An 18,056-nucleotide genomic window follows, 5' to 3' on the forward strand; every position below is an offset into this window, starting at 1 on the left:
ACGATCCATGGCCTCTGTGTGTCGCTCCGACGCACGATCAGCCTCACGATTCGCCGCATCCAACTTCCGCTGAGCACGCTCACGCTTGCCCTGCATCTCGTCAGCGGCAAGCAGGTATTCCTCTCGGTCTGACACACCGTCATCGAACAAGCCGGATAACCAATCGGAGATACCCACGTCCGCCCCTTATCGATACGAAACCTGCGCCGTTGCACGATCCAACTCATCGCGCGTGTCAACGTCATGCAGCCAGTGCCAAGAAGCCGCATACGCCCAGCCCGCACCGAGCACGATGCCCGCCACCAACCATGCAATGCGCTTCCATTCATCCATCACATCACCCCGATAAAGCACAACACCGCGTACAGCGCGACAGCAAGAACAACGAAACCAACAACATCACTGAGCGCCAAATCGTCCATCACAGACCTCGCTTGACCGAACGCATGAAGACGCCAAACAGCAGCAGCGCACCGACGATCAAGAAACCGGTCCACAAGACCGCCTCTTCCGGAGAAACCGGCGTAGCAGGCACAGACGATTGCGAAGAAGCGGAACCAACGATGTAGCCAAGCAGAAAATTCAGCATCACGAACCCCACCTGTTGAGGAAGTACCAAACGACGGCGCGGAAATAGTCGGATGCCATCCACGCACTAATGCCCACACCGAAGCCGCAGACAAACGTGAAACCACTCAGCACCAATCCCGCGACCGCAACCCGCTTGCTTTGCGCACTCATCACCATTGCGAGGCGAGACCTCCAAGGCAACACAACCACCACGCCGCAGAATCTGCGTACATGTCCGACACCCACTCATCACCGTAAGGACGACGACGGCGCATTTGAGCCACAGCGTTCAGAAACATCCAACGCGAAAACCGCAACTCACTCACAACCTCAGGCAGAGGCAACGTCCTCTTGTCATGCGGATCAACCATCACGACCCCCGTTAACTGAAAAAGCCCACGAAGGGTCATCCCCTCCGCAGGCTTAGCGTTATGCAGAATGATCACGATGCAGCGGCTTGCGCTTTCGGTGCGTTGGCAGCGGGGCGCATGTTCAGCGCCTTCAAGCCGACGATGCGTGCAACCAACTCACCATCACGCGAGACGAACAGCTTGAAGTCGGCCACGTAGTCGCCGGGCGTGGTGTCCTTGAGCTCGTCGGCGACGTTCACACGGCCAACCTTCAACTGCTCGGAAACGACGCCGTTCGCGTCGGGGACACCTTCGGTCAAGATGCACTGCGCTTCGTGCATGGAGTACGGTCGGCCGGTCTTGGCAGAGACGCCGTTGCGGCTGTTGATAGCGATGATGGTCAGCTTTTGAGTGTTCGACATGGTGGCTCCGACGAATGAGCAAATTGGTGTATGGTTAACGAACCGATAGTTATCGGATCGACGTGCATGTCATGGTGATATGTACGTGTCAGCATGATAGGTATGCGCCATGAAAAGCACAATTGAAATTCTTGATCGAGCGAAGGGAGCTAATAGCGACTACTGGGTTGCCAAACAGCTTGGCTTGTCGCAATCGAGCGTTGTGACAACGTGGCGGAAGCGAGGCCACGTCGGACCTGACGCCATCGTCAAACTCTGCGAAATGGCAAAGGTTCCAGTCACCAAAGGGCTAGCCCTTTGCGCGTGGGAAACGATCACGGACAAGGAACTCCGCGACCGCCTGGAACACGCAGTGTCTTTTAAGAATCCGCTCAGGGCCTTGAATAAGGTGTTCAGCCCGGCCCGCTGAACACTGCCCTAGCGGGATGCTAGGGAGGGTTCGAAAAGGACCCTCTCCGCCAGCAGTAGCCAAAAACCCCGTAGGTCTCCGACTTACGGGGTTTTTGTTTTTCTGGCCCGTCAATCGTCAATCGGTCTCATCTACCCGTCATTAAGCGCATGCACGCTTGCCACGGGCCGCAGCGCCTTCGCGCACACTGATTGCGGCACCTATGACAACCCCCGCTTTGCGGGCACACTCCGGTTTCGACCGCCCGGTGTCGTGCCGGGCCATCAGACTCACCTTCACGCGACGGCCATCATGGATAGCAGAACTGACCGCCAAAAATTCTTCTACCTCCTGCTCGGCGCCGTCACCATCGGCCTCGGCTGGATTCTGTCGCCGTTTGTGGGCGCGGTGTTCTGGGGGGCGATTTTGGCGATTCTGTTCCAGCCCGTGCAGCGCTGGCTGGCGGCGCGCTTCGGCAAGCGGCGCAATCTTGCCGCGCTGGTCACGCTGACCCTGATCGTGGTGATCGTGATTTTGCCGCTGGTGTTCGTGGCGGCAACCATCGTGCAGGAAATCACGATGGCCTATCAGGAAATCCAGAGCGCAAAGCTGAATTACGCCGCGTACTTCCAGCAGGGCATGCAGGCGTTGCCCACGTCGATTCAGAACCTGCTGGCCAAATCGGGCCTGGCCGACATTGCCGGTCTGCAGAAAAAACTCACCGACGGCGCTGCGCAGATCAGCCAGTTTGCCGCCGCCAAGGCGCTCAGCATTGGGCAGAACACGTTCCAGTTTGTGGTCGGTTTTGGGGTGATGCTGTACATGGTGTTCTTTCTGCTGCGCGATGGCGGCGAGATCGGCAACCGTGTGCGGCGGGCGTTGCCGCTGGATGAAGAGCACAAGCAACTGCTGCTGAGCAAGTTCACGACGGTGGTGCGTGCCACCGTCAAGGGCAACATTGTCGTGGCGCTGGTACAGGGGGCGCTGGGCGGCCTGATTTTCTGGGCGCTGGGGATCAGCGGCGTGGTGCTGTGGGGCGCCCTGATGGCGTTTCTGTCGCTGCTGCCCGCGATTGGCGCGAGCCTGGTGTGGGTGCCGGTGGCGATCTACTTTCTGATGATCGGTTCGGTGTGGAAGTGCGTGATCCTGGTCGCCTTCTGCGGCGGCGTGATCGGGCTGGTGGATAACCTGCTGCGTCCGCTGCTTGTCGGCAAGGACACCAAGATGCCCGACTGGGTTGTGCTGGTGTCCACGCTGGGCGGGATGGAGCTGTTCGGCATCACGGGCTTCGTCATCGGGCCGCTGGTCGCTGCGCTGTTCATGGCCACCTGGGACATCTTCGCGCGCACCGGGCAGACCGAATGACGTCGCTGTCGTAACGGTCGCCTAGCTGCTTACGGCGCGCCCATGGCGGCCGTCAGCACGGCGAGGTTGCCCTCACCGAACCCGTGGTGGCCACGCCGCTGCACGATCTCGAAAAAGATCTCGCCGGGGTGGCGCCTGACGAACGTCTGCAGGAACAACTTGGGTACGCCATCGACGACCTCCCCGTCGATCAGGATGCCGTAGCGACGCAGCGTTGCGATGTCGAGCCCATGGCCGGGCAGGCGAGCATCGATGGTGTCGTAGTAGTGTGCCGGCGGTTCGACAAAGGTGATGCCGTTGGCGGCCAGTGCGGCCGCGGTACGCACGATGTCGTCGGTGGCTAGCGCGATGTGCTGCACGCCTTCGCCAGGGTGATCGGGCAGGTAGGCGTGCATCAGGTGGGCGCGGTGCGTGCCCTCTTCATACAGCGGAATGCGGATCGTGCCGCACGACGACACCATCACGCGCGAATCCGGCGCCACGTGCCAGTTGGCGTGCAATTCGTGGATCTCGCGAAAGCCGAGCTGGTTGCGGTAGAAATCGATCCAGTCCTGCAGGCGGCCGGCGCCCACCGTCTGCGTGAGGTGGTCGACGCGCGCCAGCCCGACGCCGCCGTGGTGCCAGTCCTCATGGGCGGTGGCCGGGTCCAGCGGGCGGAAATCGATGTCGTAGATGGAGATGTCGCCCAGGCCGCCCTTGGCGCCGTGCTTGCCGCGCCAGCGGTCGACAAAGTACAGGTGCGTATCGCCCACACCCTGGATGGCGGGGATCACCAGCTCCGCCGGGCCAATGGGCTCGCCTTCCGCTGGCCATGCGCCCAGCTCGACAGCGCGGTCGTAGGCGTGCTGCGCGTCATTCACGCGGATGCCAATGGCGCAGATGCCGACGCCGTATTCCTCGGCCCAGCGGTGCGCGAAGGAATCGGGCTCAGCGTTGACGAGGAAATTCATGTCGCCCTGGCGGTACAGCGTGACGTTCTTGCTGACGTGCCGCGCGATGGCCTTGAAGCCGAGCGACGCGAACATGCTGCCGAGCGAGGCCGGCTCTTGCGTGGCGAACTCGATGAACTCCAGACCGGCGGTCTTGAAGGGCAGGTCGGCATCGCGGGCCATGGTTGAACTCCTGTGGCGAAACAATGAATGGAACACCGTGTCTTGTACCACGGGCGCGGGGGCGCAGGCGAGGCCCGCGCCTCCGGGCGCAGCGGCCTTGCTACGCCGCAGTCCGCAGTTTCGGCAGTCTGAAGAAGGCGATATAAGTCAGCGCGGTGCCGGCGATCATCATGGGCACGACCATCGGCCAGGCGCCGAGGCTGTGCGATGCATCGTCGAAGGCTGCCGCCGTCTGCCCCAAGCAGAACGCCGCCAGCATCATGATGAAGCCTGACCATGACACGGCGCGTCCGGCCAGGTGTGGCAGATCGCTGACGGCGCCCGCTTGCCCGCAAGGCTGGTGAATGCCGTGTCCCATGCAATAGAAGCCATGCCCGAGCAGCAGTGGCCATGCCTCGCCGGGCAGGAGCCAGCACCCCAGCCCTTGGATACCGGCGCCGCACAGGCTGAGCGTGGCGCCTTGCTGCACGGTGCGCACGAGGCTCTGGCGCCGCAAGAGGCGTCGGCAAATGGTGGTGCTGACGATGTAGACGAGCGAACCGCCGGCCGGTATCCACCCGTACAACGCGGGGGAGAGTCCCAGATAGCCGATATAGACCATCGGCGAGAGCAGCAGAAAGCAGAAGATGCCGGCGTAGGTGGTGGCGGCCAGCAGCGCCCAGCGGCGGAATTCCGCGCTGGCAAAAATCTCGCGTACGCCACCGGCCTGCTGCGGGTGCGCCTGCTTGGTTTCGGCAAAGCCACGCCAGCACATGACCCACAGCACGAGGGCGTACAGGCTCATGCACGCGAGCACCCAGCGCCAGCCGGCATGTTGCGCGACAAAGGCACCGAGTATCGGTGCCACCAACGCCACGAAGCCCAACCCCGTGAGGCCGCGTGCCATGACGTGTGGGCCGTCGCGGGCGGGGTGTAGATCGCGCACCGCCGCACGTGCGCACACCAGGATGGCCGCCATGGAAAAGCCTTGCAGGGCGCGTGCGGCGGTCAGCATGGCGGCGCTCACCGCCAATGCGCCGGCCAGCGCGGCGACGGCGTAGCAGGCCAACCCCACCAGCAGCACGTGCCGGCGCCCGAAGCGGTCGGCCAGGCTGCCCATCGGCAATTGCCCAATACCAAAGGCGAGTGCGAACACCGTCAGGCTGGTGCTGGCCGAGCCCAATGCCTGTGCAATGGCGGGCAGGGCGGGAAGATAGCTGTCGGTCGCCACCGGCTGTGCCGAGAGCAGCAACGGCAGCAGCAGGGCAAAGCTCAGCGGGCGGCGAATCATCGGTGTTCAGGCAACGCCAAGTGCTCAGTATGCAATGGCGGCAGTGTGCCTGAGTTCCTCTGCGGTGGCGGTGCCGAAGCCGAAGAATTCGAGATAGGCGGGAATCATTTCGAACAGCATGTCGGTGCCGACCTGCACTTCGCAACCCTTGTCGCGGACGGCACGCAGCAGCGGCGTGTATTCCGCCTTCATGACCACCTCGCCGACGAAGCAGCTGGGTGCGATGCGCGACACGTCAAAGGGCAGCGGGTCGTCTTCCTTCATGCCGACCGGTGTGGCGTTGACGACTACGTCGAAGCCATCCGGGTCGTTCGAACCCGTGCGCACGACCAACGCGGGGTAGTACGTGCGCAGGCGTTGCGCCAACGATTCCGCAGACGCGGCACGCGTGTCATACAAGGCCAGTTCGCCCACGCCCGCCGCCGCCAGCGAGGCCGCGATAGCCGAACCAACACCACCCGCGCCGGAGAGCAACACGCGTGCCCCCGCAAGCTGCCGCCCCTTGCGCAACACGCCGCGTACGAAGCCGGCGCCATCAAACTGGTCGCCCAGCAGCGTGCCGTCTTCGCGCTTGAGCACCGCGTTGCATGCGCCGGCAATGCGCACGGCGGGCGTGACCTCATCCACCAGGTCCACCGTGGTCACCTTGTGCGGCATGGTGACCAGCGCGCCGCGCAGATTGGTGAAGCGGCAGATGGCGGCAAAGCTCTGCGCGTAGTCCTCAGCCTTGACCCCCATGGGCATGACAACGGCGTCGATGCACTTTGTCTCGAACCAGGGGTTGTAGATCATCGGCGACTTGAAGGTCTCCGTCGGATAGCCGATGTGAGCGATGAGGGTGGTTTTTCCAGAGATCATGGTTCTGCGCTTACGTGTTTCAGGCGGCCAGGGCTCCGGCCCGTTGGCGGGCATATTCGGCCTTGTCGACGGGCTGAGCGCTCGGCTGGCCCAGGTCGTCCATGTGGATGCGATAGGTTTCGCGGGCGCTCAGCGCGGCCACAGCTGCGACCACCGTCACACCAAAGGCAATGGCACCCACGGTCAGCCAGATGTTGGCAGACCCGGGGGGTGCCACGGCCGTGAAGATGGCCGGCAGCATGGCCGTGATGGCGGTGCCGACGTTCTGCGAAATCGCCATCGCCGACACACGGGTGCGGGTCGGGAACAGCTCGGGGTAGAAGCTCGGGAACACCGCGTTGTAGCCCTGATAGACCACGCCCCACATCAGGATCGACATGCCAAAGGCCAGCGGTACGTTCTTGATGCTGATGGCGTACAGATACGCAAACGCGAGCAGGCCGGCGAGCAGCGAGCCGATGATGATGGGCGGCTTGCGGCCGATGCGGTCGGACAGATCGCCCACGTACGGAATCACCAGCACGGCAACGATATTGCCCACCACGGGGATCCACAGATAGATGTCCTTGGCGAAGCCGATGCCGTACGCCGGTTGCACAGCATAGGCCGCACCGAAGATGGTCGCCACCACCGGAATGACGTTCATCAGCGCCATGCAGACCACGCGCAGCATGTCGGGCGAGCTGTATTTGAAGGCGTCGAGAACCGGGGAACGGGGGCGGCCTTGTTGCTTTTGCTCGGCGGTAAAGGCCGGCGTTTCGTGCACCTCACGGCGAATGACATAGCCCGCGATGATGACCACGAAGCTCAGCAGGAACGGAATGCGCCAGCCCCAGCTGTTGAACTGTTCGACGGGCATGTAGTGCGCCAGCGGCAGGAAGACGGCGGCCGCCAGAATCTGCCCCGCCTGCACGCCTTGCAGCGTAAAGCTGGCAAAGAACCCGCGTCGGCCAAACGGTGCGTGCTCCAGGATCATCGAGCTGGCACCGGAGATTTCACCGGCGACGGCAAAACCCTGGATCAAGCGCATGACGACCAGCAGCGTCGGCGCCAGCAGCCCGACTTGATCGTAGGTCGGCAGCAGGCCCACGCCGATTGTCGAGATGCCCATCAGGAACATGCACCACAGCAGCACGTTCTTGCGTCCGTGCGTGTCGCCCAGATGCCCCAGCACGAACGCGCCGATCGGCCGCGCCACATAGCCCACGCCGTACGTGGCCAGCGAAGCGATGATGGCTGTCTTCGGATCGCCCTTGGGAAAGAAGATCTGCGGGAAGATCAGCGCCGCTGCGGTGGCGTAGATAAAGAAGTCGTAGTACTCGAGCGCCGAGCCGATCCAGCCGCTGGCGGCGGCTTTCTTCGACTGATGCTTGCCCTGGGGCTCGTGGGCGGCTGCCGTCATGGTGGTCTCCAAGTGGTATCTGTGCGGCCTATCGGTGTTGAAGGGCCGTCTGTGTCTCTGTGTCTGTTACACGCACCGCAGCGTAGTCCGGCACCCTAGGAGGGCACAAGCGAATGGCGGCGGGCGGTGATCGATGATCGCACAACGCTGTGCGAATAACGTACGACTCAAGGGTTTTTCCGAGTCTTCCGAGGTCGGGGCTGTGAAAAAGAGGAGGCGGCGTGGCGGGGGTGGGGTGCGCAGTCGATTACAAGACCCGCATGATCGAAAGCGCCGTGTCTTGGAGCACCCGTAGCACACGCTGTACGGCCTGCTCGCTGGTTTCTTCGCCGATCTGCATGTTCACGCTCAAGGCCGCCACGACGTTGCCATGGCGGTCACGCAGCGGTACGGCCACGCCGCGCACGCCGATCTGCAATTGCTGCTCAACCACGGCGTAGTCCTGGCGGCCTGCCTTGCGGATCTCGTCGAGCAGGCGTTCGCGCTGCAGGATGGTGTACGGCGTATAGGGCGTCAGCACACAGGTTTCCAGCCAGGTCTTGACGTCTTCTTCGGGTTGCGCGGCTAGCATCAACACGCCAGCCGAAGCCAGCGGTGCCGGCACGCGCGCGCCCAGCACGAAGCCTGTGCTCATGACGCGGCTCGTGCTGGTGCGGGAGATGAAGACCAGTTCCCAATCGTCGAGCACGCTGAGGTAGGCCACTTCGCCGACGGCGGCAGTGACCTGCTGCAGGAACGGCTGCACCGTGCGCGGCAGCCGGGCGGAATCGAAATACGACCAGCCCACCTTCAGCACGCGCGGCGTCAGGCTGAACAGCGTGCCTTCGCTGGTGAGATAGCCGAGGTGTTCCAGGGTCAGCAGGTAGCGGCGTGCGGCAGTGCGGGTGAGGCCGGTCAGCTCGGCGGCCTGGGTGGGGGTCAGCCGGGGGTGTTCGTGGTCGAACGCCTCCAGAATGGCGAGCCCTTTTTCCAAGCCGGCAATCCAGTCGCGCCGATCCAACGGTTCCTTCTTCATGGCGATAACCCTAGAAACGAACGATATGTGCGCGTGATTGTACGATCATCGCACGTTGTTGCGCGAATGACGCTTGTGAGTGGATGGGGTGCCCACCTACGCTGCGGGCATCGATTGAACGCCGCGTCACTGCATCGCCATGAATTCGCTCCTGAGTTCGCCCACCCTGGGAACCCGTCCTAAATGCATCGCCACCGTGTGCCTGTCCGGCACGCTGCCCGAGAAGCTGGAAGCCGCCGCCGCGGCCGGGTTTGACGGCGTCGAGATCTTCGAGAACGACCTGCTGAATTTCGACGGCTCGCCGGCCAGCGTGCGCCAGATGGCATCCGACCTGGGGTTGGCGATCATGCTGTACCAGCCGTTTCGCGATTTCGAGGCGATGCCGCGCGAGCAGCTTGCCCGCAACCTGGCGCGCGCCGAGCGCAAGTTTGATGTCATGGCGCAACTGGGCGTGCAGGACATCCTCGTCTGCAGCAATGTGCAGGACATCTCCGTGGACGACCCCGCGCGCGCGGCAGACGATCTGCGCCAGATGGCCGAGCTTGCCGCCCCGCGTGGCGTGCGCGTGGGCTATGAAGCGCTGGCCTGGGGCCGCCACACGCGGACGTGGCGCCAGGCGTGGCAGATCGTGAAGCAGGCAGACCATCCAGCGCTGGGGCTGATTCTCGACAGCTTCCACACGCTGTCGCTGGGCGACACGCTGGATGGGTTGCACGACGTGCCGGCGGACAAGCTCTTCTTCGTGCAGCTTGCTGATGCGCCCAAGCTGTCGATGGACGTGCTGTCGTGGAGCCGCCATCACCGCAACTTCCCGGGCCAGGGTGATCTGCCGGTGACGGAGTTTGCGCGCACCTTGCTTGACGCGGGCTACACCGGCCCGCTGTCGCTCGAAGTGTTCAACGATGAGTTCCGCTCCGCGCCCGCACGGCCGACGGCGCAGGACGGTATGCGCTCGCTCGTGTGGTTGGAATCGGAAGCGGGTGCGGCAACGCTGCCTGCAGCGGCGCGCTTTGACGGCGTGGACTTCCTTGAATTTGCGGTCGATGCCACCGCCGGACGCGAGCTTGAGGCGCGGCTGCGTGCGCTCGGGTTTGCCTTCGCGGGGCACCACCGTTCCAAGGCGGTGGACCTGTATCGGCAGGGCCGCGTCAACGTGATCCTGAACATGGAGCAGGACAGCGCGGCGTCAGAGCATTTCGAGCTGCATGGCCCGTCCGTCTGCGCGATCGGCCTGAAGGTGGACGACGCCGAGCGCGCAATGGAACGCGCGCGGGCGCTGTGCTGCCAGGAGTGGCGCGGGCCGGTGGGGCCGAGCGAGCGCAGTATCCCTGCGCTGCGCGCGCCCGACGGCACGCTGCTCTATCTGATCGACGATCGCAATGCAGACCGCAGCATCTACGAGAGCGATTTCGTTTTGCAGCCCGCCGCGCAGGCGGATGCGACTGGCCTCATTTCCATTGACCATGTAGCGCAGGCGCTGCCGGCACACCGGCTCGACAGCTTTGTGCTGTTCTACCGCGCCATCTTCGGCATGCAGGCCGAGGCGGTGCAAGAGATTGCCGATCCGTATGGCCTGGTGAAGAGCCGCGCCATGGTGAGCGCAGACCGCAACGTGCGGATTCCGCTCAACGTGTCGGAGAGCGGCCGCACGGCAACCGGGCGGTTCATTGCCGCGTACGCCGGTTCGGGGGTGCATCACGTTGCCTTCCGCACGGAGCGGCTGTTCGAAACCATCGAAGCCATCGATCGTGCCGCAGCCCGCCTGCAGCATGTGCCCGGGAACTATTACGACGATGTTGCCGCCCGCCTTGGGCTGGACGACGCGCTGCTCACACGCCTGCACGACGACGGCCTGCTCTACGACCGCGACGCGCACGGCGATTTTCTGCACACCTACACCGAACCCTTTCGCGAGCGCTTCTTCTTTGAACTCGTTCAGCGCAACGGTTACCTCGGCTACGGCGCAGCCAACGCCGCCGTACGCATGGCCGTGCAAGCGCAGCTGAGCCGCAGCGCCGCACCGGCAGACCAATAACCCCGATCACGGGCGACCACGGCCGGTGCAGCCGTGGGCCGCTTCAACCCAATCCGGCTGCGCGGGCAGCCGGCGCACACGCAACTCCATGACATCAAAAGAGGAGACGGAGGAATCATGAACAAAACAACACTGGCCGCACTGGTGCTCGGCGCCACGAGCCTGCCGGCAGCGGCACAAGCCACAAGTGGCGTCACGCTCTACGGGCTGATCGACACCACGATCCGCTACAGCACGCACGAAAACGCGGCAGGCAATCACAACCTGCAGATGACCGATGGCGTGCTCACCGGCAGCCGCTGGGGCTTGCGCGGTACCGAAGACCTGGGGGGCGGTACCAAGGCCATGTTCATTCTGGAATCGGGTTTTGCGCCCGATACCGGCAGCAGCCAGCAAGGCGGGCGCCTGTTTGGCCGCACGGCGGTGGTCGGACTGGAGAGCAACGACTACGGCAAGCTGTACCTCGGCCGCCAATACACGTTGGCGCACGAGGTGTTGTCGTCGTACGAGGCGATGGCGTTTGCCAACAACTCCATCGTCGGCTACCAGGGCGGCAACTACACCGGCCTGCGCTATGACAACACGGTCAAGTACATCAAGTCGTTCGGCGGGCTGCAACTGGCCGGCGCGTGGACGTTTGGCGAGGCGGCGGGCAGCTTCAGTAAGAGCTCGGCCGGCGCAGGCTCCATCGTCTACAGCATGGGGCCGGCAGAAGTGGGCGCGGTGTACCAGGTCACACGGGATGTGTCTTCGGCGTTCTTCGGTGCGGTGCCGGCAGCATTGGCCAGCAAGCAGACGGTGTGGGGCTTCGGGGGCAAGCTGGATACGTCCATTGCCACGTGGTACCTGGGGTATACCAACAACCGACTCGACGTGGCGGACTACAAGAACCAGGCCGCTTACGTTGGCGCAAAGGTGCCGCTGACCGGCGCATTGAGCTTCATCGGTACGGTGCAATACGACTGGATGAAGCACCTCGGCGACAGCGGCAAGCGCGTGACCAGTGCCGGTATGCTCGACTACGCGTTCAGCAAGCGCACGGATGTGTATGCCGAAATCGACTACACCCACCTGCAGGGCGCGTGGGTGGCGTTGAACAGCGCGGCTGCGTTCAACAACTCGGGCAACACGTACGGCAACAACTCGCGATTGGGCGTGATGCTGGGCGTGCGCCACAAGTTCTGATCGGCAGTACGCATAACGCCCCTCGGTTTCATCGCCGAGGGGCTTTTGCTTTTTGTGTTCGTCAGTGCATCAGAACGAATGCTTCAGCCCAACGCCGGCCAGCAACGTCTTCATGCCTGGCGCCGTTCCGCCCGCCACGATGGAGGTCTTGAGGTTTTCCAACGGATCCGCCGCGCCGACCGTACCCGCATCCACGTACACCAGTTGCGCATACAGCGTGGTGCGCTTGGAGAACGCGTAGTCGTTGCTCAGCACGATCGATTTGGTCGAGCTGTTGTGCGCGCTGCTTTCGTACTTGCTGTAGTAGCCCGCGAGTGTGGCGGTATTGCTTGCGCTCCATGTGTAGTCGAGCCCCGCGCCGATCGACTTGACGTCGGAGACACGCGCACCGCTCGGCGCATTGTTGGTGACGCCGATGAAGTTGAGCTTGCCTGTGAAGGCGCTGAACGGCACGGCCAGGCCCGCGCTCCACAACCGGCTGAGCGTCTCGCCCGTGTTGCTGTCCGCCATCGACTGATACCCGAGGCCCACCACCACAGGCCCGGTGTACGTGGCCCCCAGCGAAACCTCGTTGCCCTTCTTGAAGCTGCCAGCAGCCTCGCCCAGCGAGTACGCCACGCCCAGCCACACCGGTCCGACGTTGTTCGAGTACTGCACTGTGTTGCCCGTGAACACGCCGATGTCATTACCGGCGTTGGTGCCGGCACCCAAGGCGTTGGCGGGTGCGGCTAGCTGGTTGTAGGCCCAGCCGAACAGGTTGGAGAACTGCTCCTTGAAGCCGCGCGCTTCGGTGCCGATGGTGCCGATGAGCGCCGGGCTGTATTGGCGGCCCAGTGTGACGGTGCCCCAGTTGCCGCTCAGGCCTACGTTCGCCTGCCGGCGGAAGAGTTGCGCGCTGAAGCCGGGGCCGGTAGTGAGCGTGCCCGTGTCGCTGCTGTAGTGCCCTTCGAGGTTGAAGGTGGCCTTCAACCCGCCGCCCAGGTCTTCCACACCCTTGAGCCCCCAGATGCTTGGGCTGATGCCGCCGGAGCGCATCTCCGTCAGGCTGCCGGTGTTGTCGGCGCTGTGGTTGCGGTATTGCAGCCCGGCATCGATGGTGCCGTAGATCGTGACTGAGGACTGCGCCAGGGCGCCGCTTGCCGCGCAGCCCAGGCTCGCCACCAGGAACGCGCCGCGAAGGTGTTTGCTCTGCATGTCGTCTCCGTATTGCCTTTGTGGTTTTCGTGTAGTCAGCCCGGCAGGTGTGGCGCGGGCTTGTTTGGGGTCGGCGCCGTTGCACGAGCCGTGCTTGACGCCGGGCGGGGCATCGCAATATGCATACCATCGCGTTCGCAACCGATTGCTTTGCGTTCGCAGGTGTTGCAGTGTTTTGAATAACGTTTGCGCGCTGCTCGCGGGATGCTGTGGTGTGGTGAGACGAAACACTCGGTGCAACAGGTGTCTCGATGGCTGTTCAGCCATGGAACAGCGCGCTGCGCCTACCTCAGCGGCGCGTTCTCCATCCAGCGGTTTTCCAGCTCGCGCCAGGCGTGCGCCACGTTCAGTGCATGCCGGGGGTGGAAGTTGTGCCAGTCGCGGTACGCAAGGCCCGGTGCGTAATCGAGCGCGTGGGCGCCGTCTCCACCCGCCGCAATGGCGTCGGCAATCGACGCGTTGAGCGCATCGAGATACGACAGCGTCGGCTGCAGCATTTGCGCAGGCGAGCCGATGGCCGTGCCGATAACGATGTCAGTCGGCAACTGCGCGAGGGCCCGCAGCGCAAGCCGCCAGCCAAGCAGCGAACCTTCCTGTAGATCGGGCACGCGCTGCTGATATGCCAGTCCACCCGCACACAACACGCGCCGCTGCGGCGCATACAGCGTCGTATCGGAAGCACTATGCGCCGCCGGGTGAATGTGCACCTGCCACGCTGTCTTGCCGGTGTGCAACCAGTCGCCGTCGCGCAGCGCGGGTTCGGGAATGACGATCTGTGTGCCACGCATCGCGCGTTCGCCGAGCATGCGGGTGAGCCTGGCGAGGCACGTGTCGCAACGTTGCCGCATGAGGGTAGCCGTCGCCTCCGACGCCAGAAACGCCGGGCGCGGTCGCAACTGCGCAAACGCAGCGTTGGCCAGCACGTGCTCAGGGTGAGCGTGGGTGTTGACCACCCAGCGGATCGGCTCGGCGGTGAGGTGGCGGATGGCGGCAATCAACCGGTTGCCCCAATGAAGGTGCGGGCCCGGGTCAACCACCAGCACGCCGTTGCCGGTGATGTGCACGAGCGTCGGCACGACTTCGCCGGCGTTGATGCGGGTGGCTTCGGCATTGTTGGCGCGCGCCGCGTACAGGCCCGTTTGCAACGGCACCAGCGACACGCGCGCCGGTGCCGCCAGTGTGCTTAGCGCTGGGTTGACTGTGAGTGCAAACATCAACCGCATCCACTGGCGACGTGCGCGCGCCTCGGCCATGTCAGTGCGCCAGCACCGCGCTTTCATAGCGCGGGTAGAAGCGCGTGACATTGCGCACGTACTCGGCGGGCATGCCTCCCCAGCGGGCGTACTCGGGTGCTACCGGCATCGCGAGTACCTCGGCCAGATCGCGTCCTTCTTCCGCCGCACGACGCAGCCGTGTGTCCAGCCACAGCAGATATTGGCGCGTCTGCGCAACGGCATCGGCGTGGCCGAGCGCGGGGCCGTGGCTAGGGACCAGCACCCGAGCACCGCTCCGCGCAACGATGCTCTGGAGTGCGTCCAGGCTTGCGAGCCAGCGGGCGAGGTCCGCATGTGGCGTCGTCGGAATCCGATCGCGAAAGGCGAGGCCGCCCGCAAACACCACGCCGCTGGTGCGGTCCACCAGCACAAGGTCATCGCCCGTATGGCCATCGAGGCGGATGAGATCGATGCGGTGGCGGCCGAAGGTGTGCTGCCCAGGCGTCAACGGCTGCGTGGGCGGCGTGGGCACGGTGTCGTGCATCCAGTTGCCGCACAGGCGGTAGAGGTTGTCGGCATACGCTGCGCCTTCCTGTTGCGTCCCGGTGATGGTGCCCGGCAGCGCCTGCGCGCCAACATCCGCATAGGCCTGGTTACCGAAAAAGTAATCCGGATGCAGATTCAGGTTGAGCACCCAGCGCACCGGCGCCGAGGTGACCCGGCCGATGGCGCGGCGCTGCTGCGCGCCGTACAGCGCGGACGGCCCCGTGTTGATGACGAGCACGCCGTCGCCGGTATCAATGAACCCGGTGTTGATGATGTTGCAGCCGTTGCCGGGTGCGAAATCGGCATTGGCGCCTTCGAAGACCCAGACATCTGGCGCCACCTGCCGTGGCACGAGGTGGTAATCCAGGCTTTCGGCCCGCACGCCGACGGGCAGCATGAAGAGGTATAGCAACAGAACAAGCCTGCGGCTCATGGCGTCACCTGCGCGCGGATGCGGTTGCCGTTGTTGTCGACGCCCACCACCGAGACACCCCGTTCGGCGGGGCCGTCAAAGTCGAACGAGAAGATGGGGTTCTCCGCCACGGGTTCGTGCAGCGCCAGCCGAAGCAGGGGCTGACGGTTCGCATCCAGCAGTTCCAGCCGTTCGATATGGAACGACGGAATGCTGGCGACGAGGCCCGTATCCATCGGGTGCATCACGCGCAGCCGGATGCGCGCGCCTGCACCGTTGAAGCCGGGAAACACGCGCGATTCGACCCGGTTCAGCGTGGTGCTCCAGGTGGCGTTCTGGCGCGTGGCACCGGGCAGTGTGCAGCCGCCGCCGGTGGCATCCACCATCAACGTGCCGACATGCCAGACGCCATCTGGCGTGCGCGCCGCCACGCGCACCGCCGATGCCTCCTGCAGCTTGAACCGGAACGACAGCGCAGGCCGTGCCCGCATCGGCTCGAACGCCAGCACCTGGCGGATCGGGTTGCGGTCCACTGCCACAACGATGCGTTCCACCTTGCCAAGCGCCGAAGCATCAAAAGCAATCGGCACCTGCATAGCGTCTTCGGCAAACGCTGGGCCAGTCACGCGGACATGGTTGTCGAACATGGCCGGCGCATTGCCCAGAAGTTCCTGATGGATGGCCTGCCATAGCGGCGAGCCTGCTGGGTCAGCGTTGGGCCTGGCGTTGGGCTCGGCCCATGTGGGCCATGGCAGCCAAGCAAGGGCCAATGCGGCAATGGCACAGCCACGCGCGAAGGCTGTGGCTTGGGGATACGCCGGTCTCATTGTGTTCTTGTCGGGTTCAGGGCAACCGGTGGCACTGCGAAAGTCATGCCACGCGGCGCGTGCTCCAGAGCCTGCGCACAAGCGGTTTGAGCGTTGCGCTTTGGAACAGTGAGTGTTGCATTCTGGAGCACCCTCACGAACGCGCAAGGCAGAACGGCGATTGCCCGGCGCTCAGCACACCCACATCCGGGGATGGCCCGCCTTTTGCAGAGTCAGCACGGACACAGCGAATACCGCGCATACCGCAGCGCTGACGTCGTCACTCACACATCAGGAGACACCCCATGCGTTACGCACATCCCGGCACGCCCGGCGCCATCGTTTCGTTCAAGCCGCGCTACGGCAACTTCATCGGCGGCGAGTTCGTTGCGCCGGTCAAGGGCCAGTACTTCACCAACACCACGCCGGTGACGGGCGAGGTGATTGCCGAGTTCCCGCGTTCGACCGCTGAAGACATCGAACGCGCGCTCGACGCCGCTCACGCCGCCGCCGATGCATGGGGCCGGACTTCGGTGCAAGACCGCTCGCTGATCCTGCTCAAGATTGCCGACCGCATCGAGCAGAATCTCGAACTGCTGGCCGTGACCGAAACGTGGGACAACGGCAAGCCTGTGCGCGAAACGCTGGCCGCCGACATCCCGCTGGCGGCCGACCACTTCCGCTACTTTGCCGGATGCATCCGCGCACAAGAGGGCTCGGCGGCCGAGATCAACGAGCACACCGTGGCGTACCACATCCACGAGCCGCTGGGCGTGGTTGGCCAGATCATCCCGTGGAACTTCCCGCTGCTGATGGCCGCGTGGAAGCTGGCGCCCGCACTGGCCGCCGGCAACTGCATCGTGCTCAAGCCGGCCGAGCAAACGCCGCTGGGCATCAACGTGCTGATGGAGTTGATTGGCGATCTGCTGCCGGCAGGCGTGCTGAACGTCGTGCACGGCTACGGCAAGGAAGCTGGCGAGGCACTGGCCACCAGCAAGCGCATCGCCAAGATCGCGTTCACGGGTTCGACGCCGGTGGGCTCGCACATCCTGAAGTGCGCGGCCGAAAACATCATCCCGTCGACAGTGGAGCTGGGTGGCAAGTCGCCCAACATCTACTTTGAAGACATCATGCAGGCCGAGTCGAGCTTCATCGAAAAGGCGGCCGAAGGCCTCGTGCTGGGCTTCTTCAACCAGGGCGAGGTCTGCACGTGCCCGTCGCGCGCACTGGTGCAGGAATCCATCTACAGCCGCTTCATGGATGCGGTGATGACCAAGGTGGCCGCCATCAAGCGCGGTGATCCGCTGGACACGGAAACGATGGTTGGCGCGCAAGCCTCGGAGCAGCAGTTCTACAAGATCCGCAGCTACCTGGAGCTCGCGCAGGAAGAAGGCGCCGAATGCCTGGTCGGCGGCGACGTGGAAGTGCTGCCTGGCAATCTGGCCAAGGGCTACTACATCAAGCCGACGCTGCTCAAGGGCAACAACAGCATGCGCGTGTTCCAGGAAGAGATCTTCGGCCCGGTGATTGCCGTGACGACCTTCAAGGACGAGGCGCAGGCCATCCACATTGCCAACGACACCGAGTACGGCCTGGGCGCCGGCGTGTGGACGCGCGACATCAACCGCGCCTACCGCGTGGGCCGTGCCATCAAGGCGGGCCGTGTGTGGACGAACTGCTACCACCTGTACCCCGCGCACGCGGCATTCGGCGGCTACAAGAAGTCGGGCGTGGGCCGCGAGACCCACAAGATGATGCTCGACCACTACCAGCAGACCAAGAACCTGCTGGTGAGCTACGACGTCAACCCGCTGGGCTTCTTCTGATGGTGTAGCAGTCTGCAGCAAAGGCAGCAGGCGCGTGGTCGTGGACTATCGCGCGCCTGCCAGCGCACCCACAGGTCAAAGAACCT

Annotated in this window: 17 protein-coding genes; 5 read left to right on the top strand and 12 right to left on the bottom strand. The window is 64.1% G+C overall.

Translation table 11 applies throughout. The features are described 5' to 3' along the window. Window positions 1-186: 186 nt before the first annotated feature. The 3 genes from AB0305_RS04695 to AB0305_RS04705 all read right to left on the bottom strand — a co-directional run bounded on the left by AB0305_RS04695 (window position 187) and on the right by AB0305_RS04705 (window position 1,342). Window positions 187-333 carry a hypothetical protein gene (locus AB0305_RS04695; RefSeq protein ID WP_366171859.1) on the bottom strand — a complete coding sequence of 49 codons (147 nt, stop codon included), beginning with the start codon at window positions 331-333 and terminating at the stop codon, window positions 187-189. A gap of 88 nt (window positions 334-421) precedes the next feature. Then, window positions 422-592 (bottom strand): hypothetical protein, encoded by a 171-nt coding sequence (locus AB0305_RS04700; protein ID WP_366171861.1) that lies wholly within the window; start codon window positions 590-592, stop codon window positions 422-424. 420 nt (window positions 593-1,012) lie between these two features. Next, complete coding sequence (locus tag AB0305_RS04705) at window positions 1,013-1,342, bottom strand: hypothetical protein (protein WP_366171863.1); 330 nt, start codon at window positions 1,340-1,342, stop codon at window positions 1,013-1,015. Between the two features lie 109 nt (window positions 1,343-1,451). Between AB0305_RS04705 and AB0305_RS04710 the strand changes: the two genes are divergently transcribed. Further along, window positions 1,452-1,751, top strand: a complete 300-nt coding sequence (locus AB0305_RS04710) for a hypothetical protein (protein WP_141515473.1) — start codon at window positions 1,452-1,454, stop codon at window positions 1,749-1,751. 291 nt (window positions 1,752-2,042) lie between these two features. Further along, window positions 2,043-3,095 carry an AI-2E family transporter gene (locus AB0305_RS04715; RefSeq protein ID WP_366171865.1) on the top strand — a complete coding sequence of 351 codons (1,053 nt, stop codon included), beginning with the start codon at window positions 2,043-2,045 and terminating at the stop codon, window positions 3,093-3,095. A 29-nt stretch (window positions 3,096-3,124) separates the two neighbouring features. Here AB0305_RS04715 and AB0305_RS04720 read toward each other — a convergent pair whose 3' ends face one another. The 5 genes from AB0305_RS04720 to AB0305_RS04740 all read right to left on the bottom strand — a co-directional run bounded on the left by AB0305_RS04720 (window position 3,125) and on the right by AB0305_RS04740 (window position 8,752). Continuing rightward, window positions 3,125-4,207 carry a VOC family protein gene (locus AB0305_RS04720; protein ID WP_366171867.1) on the bottom strand — a complete coding sequence of 361 codons (1,083 nt, stop codon included), beginning with the start codon at window positions 4,205-4,207 and terminating at the stop codon, window positions 3,125-3,127. Window positions 4,208-4,307: 100 nt separating this feature from the next. Beyond that, entirely contained in the window at window positions 4,308-5,477 is a 1,170-nt protein-coding gene (locus AB0305_RS04725; RefSeq protein WP_366171869.1) for an MFS transporter, read from the bottom strand. Between the two features lie 24 nt (window positions 5,478-5,501). Further along, window positions 5,502-6,335: a ThiF family adenylyltransferase gene (locus AB0305_RS04730; protein ID WP_366171871.1), complete on the bottom strand. Its 834-nt coding sequence runs from the start codon at window positions 6,333-6,335 to the stop codon at window positions 5,502-5,504. Between the two features lie 19 nt (window positions 6,336-6,354). Further along, complete coding sequence (locus AB0305_RS04735) at window positions 6,355-7,737, bottom strand: MFS transporter (protein ID WP_366171873.1); 1,383 nt, start codon at window positions 7,735-7,737, stop codon at window positions 6,355-6,357. A gap of 247 nt (window positions 7,738-7,984) precedes the next feature. Further along, window positions 7,985-8,752, bottom strand: a complete 768-nt coding sequence (locus tag AB0305_RS04740) for an IclR family transcriptional regulator C-terminal domain-containing protein (RefSeq protein WP_366171875.1) — start codon at window positions 8,750-8,752, stop codon at window positions 7,985-7,987. Window positions 8,753-8,891: 139 nt separating this feature from the next. Here AB0305_RS04740 and AB0305_RS04745 point away from each other — a divergent pair, with 139 nt between their 5' ends. Together AB0305_RS04745 and AB0305_RS04750 are read left to right on the top strand one after the other, a co-directional pair. After that, on the top strand, window positions 8,892-10,787 hold the full coding sequence (locus AB0305_RS04745) for a TIM barrel protein (RefSeq protein ID WP_366171877.1): 1,896 nt from the start codon (window positions 8,892-8,894) through the stop codon (window positions 10,785-10,787). A 117-nt stretch (window positions 10,788-10,904) separates the two neighbouring features. Beyond that, the gene (locus tag AB0305_RS04750) at window positions 10,905-11,972 is read left to right on the top strand and encodes a porin (RefSeq protein ID WP_366171879.1); all 1,068 of its coding nucleotides are present in this window, start codon (window positions 10,905-10,907) and stop codon (window positions 11,970-11,972) included. Window positions 11,973-12,041: 69 nt separating this feature from the next. On the opposite strand, the gene AB0305_RS04755 is transcribed toward AB0305_RS04750, so the two are convergent. The 4 genes from AB0305_RS04755 to AB0305_RS04770 form a co-directional block, all read right to left on the bottom strand. Further along, complete coding sequence (locus AB0305_RS04755) at window positions 12,042-13,166, bottom strand: porin (RefSeq protein ID WP_366171881.1); 1,125 nt, start codon at window positions 13,164-13,166, stop codon at window positions 12,042-12,044. Between the two features lie 284 nt (window positions 13,167-13,450). Further along, entirely contained in the window at window positions 13,451-14,419 is a 969-nt protein-coding gene (locus tag AB0305_RS04760; RefSeq protein WP_366171883.1) for an MBL fold metallo-hydrolase, read from the bottom strand. 1 nt (window position 14,420) lies between these two features. Then, window positions 14,421-15,359, bottom strand: coding sequence for a quinoprotein relay system zinc metallohydrolase 1 (locus AB0305_RS04765; RefSeq protein WP_366171885.1), 939 nt, complete (start codon window positions 15,357-15,359; stop codon window positions 14,421-14,423). Next, complete coding sequence (locus tag AB0305_RS04770; RefSeq protein WP_366171887.1) at window positions 15,356-16,165, bottom strand: quinoprotein dehydrogenase-associated SoxYZ-like carrier; 810 nt, start codon at window positions 16,163-16,165, stop codon at window positions 15,356-15,358. The genes AB0305_RS04765 and AB0305_RS04770 overlap by 4 nt, the downstream gene beginning before the upstream one ends. A 284-nt stretch (window positions 16,166-16,449) precedes the next feature. On the opposite strand from AB0305_RS04770, the gene AB0305_RS04775 reads away from it, so the two are divergent. Beyond that, a complete protein-coding gene (locus AB0305_RS04775) occupies window positions 16,450-17,970 on the top strand; it encodes an aldehyde dehydrogenase family protein (protein ID WP_366171889.1) in 1,521 nt (506 codons plus the stop codon). Window positions 17,971-18,056 lie beyond the last annotated feature (86 nt).

The organism is Arthrobacter sp. NPDC080086 (assembly GCF_040702285.1).